The 6255-nt window shown below is 25.1% G+C and carries 4 protein-coding genes and 2 pseudogenes; all 6 read left to right on the top strand.

Annotated features, from left to right (window positions below; translation table 11 throughout):
* On the top strand, window positions 1-3209 hold a 3209-nt coding region (locus tag AJ939_RS11115), incomplete at its 5' end, for a hypothetical protein (RefSeq protein ID WP_250535400.1).
* Between the two features lie 12 nt (window positions 3210-3221).
* Complete coding sequence (locus AJ939_RS03840) at window positions 3222-4085, top strand: hypothetical protein (protein WP_052781601.1); 864 nt, start codon at window positions 3222-3224, stop codon at window positions 4083-4085.
* A 294-nt stretch (window positions 4086-4379) separates the two neighbouring features.
* A pseudogene (locus AJ939_RS03835) lies at window positions 4380-4790 on the top strand (hypothetical protein); the annotation flags it as partial.
* Window positions 4791-4860: 70 nt separating this feature from the next.
* Entirely contained in the window at window positions 4861-5211 is a 351-nt protein-coding gene (locus tag AJ939_RS03830) for a DUF4299 family protein (protein ID WP_044779597.1), read from the top strand.
* Complete coding sequence (locus AJ939_RS03825; RefSeq protein WP_070276081.1) at window positions 5211-5843, top strand: hypothetical protein; 633 nt, start codon at window positions 5211-5213, stop codon at window positions 5841-5843. Before AJ939_RS03830 ends, AJ939_RS03825 begins: the two co-directional genes overlap by 1 nt.
* A gap of 143 nt (window positions 5844-5986) precedes the next feature.
* Window positions 5987-6255, top strand: a pseudogene (locus AJ939_RS03820) (hypothetical protein); the annotation flags it as partial.

Below are 6255 nucleotides of genomic sequence, written 5' to 3'. Positions count from 1 at the left end.
ATATCAACAACATCAACATCGATTCAAAACCCTATCTATTAAAAGCTTTATATTTTTGTGAAGATTATGTTTTATATGATAAAGATAAGCAAGCTTTATTTGATGAAAACACAATAAAAGAATTAGAATTTAACTCTAGTTTTTATACTATCTTTATCTCTCATAAAAACAAACTAAATGATACTTATTTAAAAGCAAGAAAAGAACTTTATAAAAGTATTGATGAATTTAAAAGACTTGGTTTTAAAGATTTAGAAAATGCTTATCAAACTTATATTAATTCTTTGATTGTAAATAAAGAAATAAATAGTAAAGATGAAACAATAAATAAAAATAAAAACAAAGAAATAAATAAAAATTTAAATCAAGATGAAAATTCAAATCAAGAAAGTGATACAAAAGAAAATACAAGTAGCACAAAAGAACAAGATTTTTATCTTTTATCTTCCCACTCTAAAAACCTAAACCATTTCATCTTAGAAAATAAAGACAAAAACAAAAGAATTATCTTTTTAAATAATGCTTCATCGATGTCAAATTTAATCCATATTTATGATAGCCATTGCGATATATTTATTAAAAATGATTCTTTACTTGATATTAAAAGAATAGAAAAAGAATATGATATTAAATTTAAAGAATTTAACACAAGAGTGTTTTTTTACGAAAAACTTCTTTTAGGTGCAAAAGAAAATAATGAGTTTTTATTTGAAGAAAAAGAAGAAAATTTGCTTTATCATTTTAAATACGATAAAGAGGATTTAAGTTCTTTAAAAGATTTAAGTATAAAATATAATATTTATAATGCAAAGATTAAAAATTATTCTTTACCAGAAGAAAGTTTAAATATTAAACTAGAACCCAAAGAGCTTAAAAAAGAAATTGCTTACAACAATACAAGTTTTAATAAACTTTCAAAAGAACCTTTAAACAAATCCTCATCTAACGCTAAAGAACCTTGCTTTATCACTTTATATTTAAAAGATGAACACAATAAACCCATTGCTAATGCTAAAATCATTATCAAAGGTTTTAAACATGATGAAGCTTTAAGAGTAGTTAATCTAAAAAGACGCAGTGATGAAAAGGGTAAGATAAGATTTGATAAAGAAAAGTATTTTAGTGATTGTTATAGCTTTAAAGTAAAGCTTGATGAAAGCAAAGCTTATTTCCCTACTCCTTTACAAAATGCTAAAAGGATATTTAATAATTATACCCATCACAAAGTTGGACTCATACTTAAATTTAAAGCAAAAGATCATTTAGTTTATGATGGATTTAATCTCTATCATTATAAAGGAAATGAATTAATTAATTCTTATATGGCAAGAAGTGGTACTGCTAAGGCAGATAATGAAAAAAGAAGTAAAAAGCAAATTGCAAATTATTTTTACCAAGATGAAAAAGATACAAGTAAAGGTAAAAAAGCTTATTTTTATTATGATGATGAAAGTATTAAAGATAGATTTGGCACTTTGCCTGAAGGAGAATATTATTTAAAGATTAATGAAATAGCTAAAGATACTAACCCTAGCTTTTTAAAAGATTATCCCTTTGAAATAGGAAAAACCTGGGGAAGATACTGCGTAAGATTATATACTGATAAAGAATGCTCTAAAACTTTTAAAGAAGTAAAAATAAAAGAAAGTAATGAAAAAGAAAACAAAACAAGCAAAAAAGATAAAAAAGAGCAAAGCATAATAAAAGATAATCTATATCTTTATAGCATCAATGAAAAGGGAGAGTTTGGCAGTAGTGGTAGCATAGGTATGGCACAAGCACAGTTATTAGAGGATTTAAGTAAGCAAGCTAAGTTTATACAAGATGAGAAGGAAGGAATTGTTTCTTTAAGAGTAGAGTATCCTAAGCAAGAGAAATCTAAAGTAAATTTCATAAAAGAAATAGAATGGGAACTCGATGAAGATGAAGATGTGGTAAGTGCTGAAAAAAGTGTAAGGATTATTATCGATGAAAAGGCAAATTTTGCACCAGGGACTTATGTAGAATGCGAAGTTGATGGTTTAGAAGATGATGTAAATATCGTTTGGGCTTTAGCTCAAATTCAAAATGAAGCAAGACTTCAAAGAATTTTAGAAGGTAAAGAGCATTTAGAATTTAAAGATATAAAGTTTTTAAAAGACGAAAGTAAATATTTTCATGAATGCTGGGAAATAGATGATGAAGAAAAAGATGAAGAATTTGAAAAAATAGGCTTTAGTTTACCTCTAACAAGGGCTAATGAAGAAGAATTTGATAAATATTATGCTTTAGTTTTTGCTTATGAAGATAAAAATAAATTTAAAAGACTTCCTAATTTAAATGATGCTTATAAAATCATAGATATGAGTTTTAAAGTTGGCTCTGGTAGAGATGATAAGGTGAAAGAATTATTTACAAGAGAGGAGCTAAAAGCCCTTAATGTATATAATCTTAACCGACAAAAATCAATCGATAGTGTTGAAGAGGCAAATTGGTTTTTAAGGGCAAATTTAAAAAATCAAGAAAAAAGAGACTTTTTTACCTATCTCAGAACCTATCCTCAATTTGCCGGAAAAATCGCTTATATATACTATAGATTTGATTTAATCAATAAGGAATTTTTAACAAGTATATCAGAAAAAGATAAAGGAAATTATCTTCAAGATAGAGATGGCAAATATATTAGCACCATAATTAATAAAATTTTACCTTTAGAGTATAAGAATGGTAAAAGTTTTAAACAATTCCACACAGAGCTTTTAAATAACAAAAACAGAGATCTTAAAGAATGTAAAGATTTTCTAAAAGCTTTAACTCAAACTCTTTGTAAAGAATTTAATTTACCTTTAGAAAATGTAGTCTTTTATAGCCAAAAGCCTAGCGGATCTTTATCATTTGGAGCTTATGAAGAAAATAAGGTCAGATTAAATCAATACATTTTAAAAGCTTATTTTAAAGAATTTGCAAAAACGGTTTTTCACGAATGTAGGCATTTTTATATAGAAAAATATTATAATCACAATATGGATGCTCTAGGCAGATATGTTTTTTATTCTGAAAAAGCTTATATCAATGAGAAAATTATTTTTGATAAATTTAGTAGAATTTGCGATCCTAGTGAGAATTATTTAGTAGGTTGCAATATAGGTGCTATACAAGATGCCTATGAAATTCAGCCCAATGAAAGAGATCCAAGATATGTAGAAACCCTCATAGGTAGAAGTTTATAATCAAGGAAAATAATGAAAACTATAAAAATACCGCTTAAAGATTATATCTCCAATATAAGAGAAGATAAAACTATTTACTTGGGCTTGCAAAGTGATATGAGTATAAAAGGACTTGATGAAGAATTCTTAAAAAAAGAATATAATCTTAAGAGAAATTTCAAATTTGAAACAAGCATTTATTTAGGTAAAATTATAATCAAAGAAAAAAATATCATTTTTAAAGCTTTTAATATTGGTGAGAATTGCTTTGAAGGACTTAAAGAACTTTTCTTCAAAAATAACCCCTATAAAATTATAGATAATTTAGAATTAAAAAAATATTTCTTAAAACTTTATAAAGATAATATTGAATTTTTAACTTCTTATATTAATGAAATTAATCAAGTTCATGGTATTAAACTTTACTATATCGAAAATAAAAATTTAAATAAATTTGAACTAATTTCAATGCTAGATGAAATGGTGCAAAAAAATGACTATGAAGTAGTAGATTTTAGCGATGATTTATTTTATTCTTATCTTGTATGGAGTTTGAGAAAATTTATCATTGCTTATGATATAGGTTTGTATCAAGATAAAAATAATTTATTTTTTAATTTAGCTACCTATAAAATACATAAGAATCATTCTTTTTATATAGAAGCGAGTAATCATTTAAATTTTAATCTTATTGAATTATTTTTCTCAAATACCTCTCCTTTGGAATATGCTGTGGGTTATTTGCAAAAAGAAGAGATAATATATAATGGGGCTTTAGAATATTCTTTAGGAACTCTTCAAAAAACTTTAAATACCACAACCCAATTTCATAATAAATTTTATTTTAAACTAAAAGAAAGACCCTTTGAATATGCGCAATATTTTAAACAAAAATAGACTTAGTTGAAATAAATTAAATTTGCTCACTTTAATGCAATCAATCAGGATGAAAAATCGGCGTGAAGACTGACTTATTTTAGAAAGTTTATTTAGAAAAGATGAGCAATAAAAAGTAAAAGAAATATATTTTATAGGATTTTTGACATAAAAATAATTATAATCGGCTTTTGTGTATAGTTGTTGTATTTAGATTTGCATGCTTTAATTTTATTGTATGACTGCAAGGTTTGTTCCTTTGGCGGTTAATTTCATAGCTAAAAGTATGCCTTAATAAGCGCAGTCCTTTCTTGAGAAAGAGGAGGTGTTGAATTTGAATATTCTTTTGATAGTGAAAAAGAAGCAATTGATAAAATGTTAAAAATGAATTATAAGCAAAAAAAATACGATGGAAAAGACATCAAAGAATATCTAACAAAAGAAGTAGCATTAAAAATCATCAAAGAAGAAAAACTAGAAGTGATTTGGTATGATGAAGCACTTAAACCTTTATGCGCAGGTATCAAACACGATAAACAAAGAGATAAATATATTTCTTTTATCACTAATGCTAAAGCAGAGCTTATAGAATGGAAAAGTATTGAATTTGATGGGGATAGGTACAGTAAAACATTTGAAAGAATGTTAAATGATGAAGATATAGCCCTTTATGCTCTTATCAATCGTGCTAGAATGATTAAACAAAATAGAATCAGTTTTGTGTAAATACTTTCCTTATGATTTAATATAAAAAGATTTTTAGTTATAATTTCATTTTATATTTAAGGAAAAATTTATGGAAGATTTAAAACTTTTACAAAGGCGTTGGGAAGAAGCTTATGAAGCTATACCTAAACTTTATGAAACACCCGATGGGTTAATAATAAATTTCACCCTAAGTGAAGATACAGATACTATTCTTTTTAAAAAACCTTGGGAAAATTTTGAATTAGATGATGAAGATAAAGAAGCCAAATGGAGATTAAGCTTTTTTAGCATTAGCGAAGATAAACCTTTAGGATATTTAGAATATAAAGAAGCACTAGAAAAACTACAAGATTTTTCTTTAATTCAATCAGAAGAAAGGATTTTAATTAGAGCAATGAGTTTAGAAGAGCTTGAAAGTTTAGAGCTTAAAGGGTGGTAATGCTTCCTCAAGCTATATTTTTAAATAAACTTATAGAATTTTTATCTGATGAGAATTTAGATATTGTAAATATGAAAAAAGGTGTAGATAAAATTTTTTCTAAAAAAGATTTTTACGCTATATTAGAATTAAATATTAAAATTATGAATATAGCGAAATTAATTTTTAAAAGTGATGAAAAATTAAATATATTATTACCACAAACTTCTGATTATAAGAATACAAATTATTTTCTTCAAGAATTAGAGTTAAAAAAAGAAATGGATGTTAATCTTAATGATTTAAAAAATTGTGATAATAAAAAAATAATAGAAATAATAAAGCAAGAATATCAAAATAATCTGATTAAAGAATTGGATATTAATTCTCAAAAAGAAAAAATCAAAATACTTTTTATTATTAATGAAGTGCCAAAATTTTTAAAATCAATCTATAAAGAATGCGAGTTTAAAGAATATGGATTAGCAAATTATTTGGAATTTGATGAAATTTGGGGTTTTTATGAAAATAATACTAGATATTTTACTATTTTAACTCCCATGGGTGCAAATAAAATAAAATTGCGTTTAGAAAATACACAAAACAGCGAAAAAGAATCTAATATCATAGAAGTAAATTTAGATAAAAAATAGATTTTAATAACAAAAATAAGCAATTTCTTTTTCTACTCAAATTTAGACTATTTGTGTTAAAATAATAAATATAAAAATTAAAAACATAGTGGATTTATACCAAATTATAAACACCATAAACTCAACCCCCAAAAGGATCTTCAATGTCCCTTAATTCTTATATGAGTCTTGATATATCAAATTCTACTTCAAATCCCCTACCCTTTAAAATCACTAAAGCCCTTATCAAAGAAAGTCTTGAAGAACTTTTTTCTATAGAATGTGAAGGTTTTTTTGAAAGTTTAGAACAAGATTTATTTTCTTTAAATACTTTAACCAATGCTTCATCTCATCTAAGCACCCCTACAACTTTTAATTTTCATCCTAATGTTTTAATCGATCAAGAAGCTATTTTAAGTATTCATAATCCTTA

The sequence above is a fragment of the Campylobacter sp. BCW_6889 genome (genome assembly GCF_001762535.1).
Classification (GTDB): Bacteria; Campylobacterota; Campylobacteria; order Campylobacterales; family Campylobacteraceae; genus Campylobacter_D; species Campylobacter_D jejuni.
Note: the sequence above shows the minus strand (reverse complement) of the source record. Positions and strands in the feature narration are given on the sequence as shown.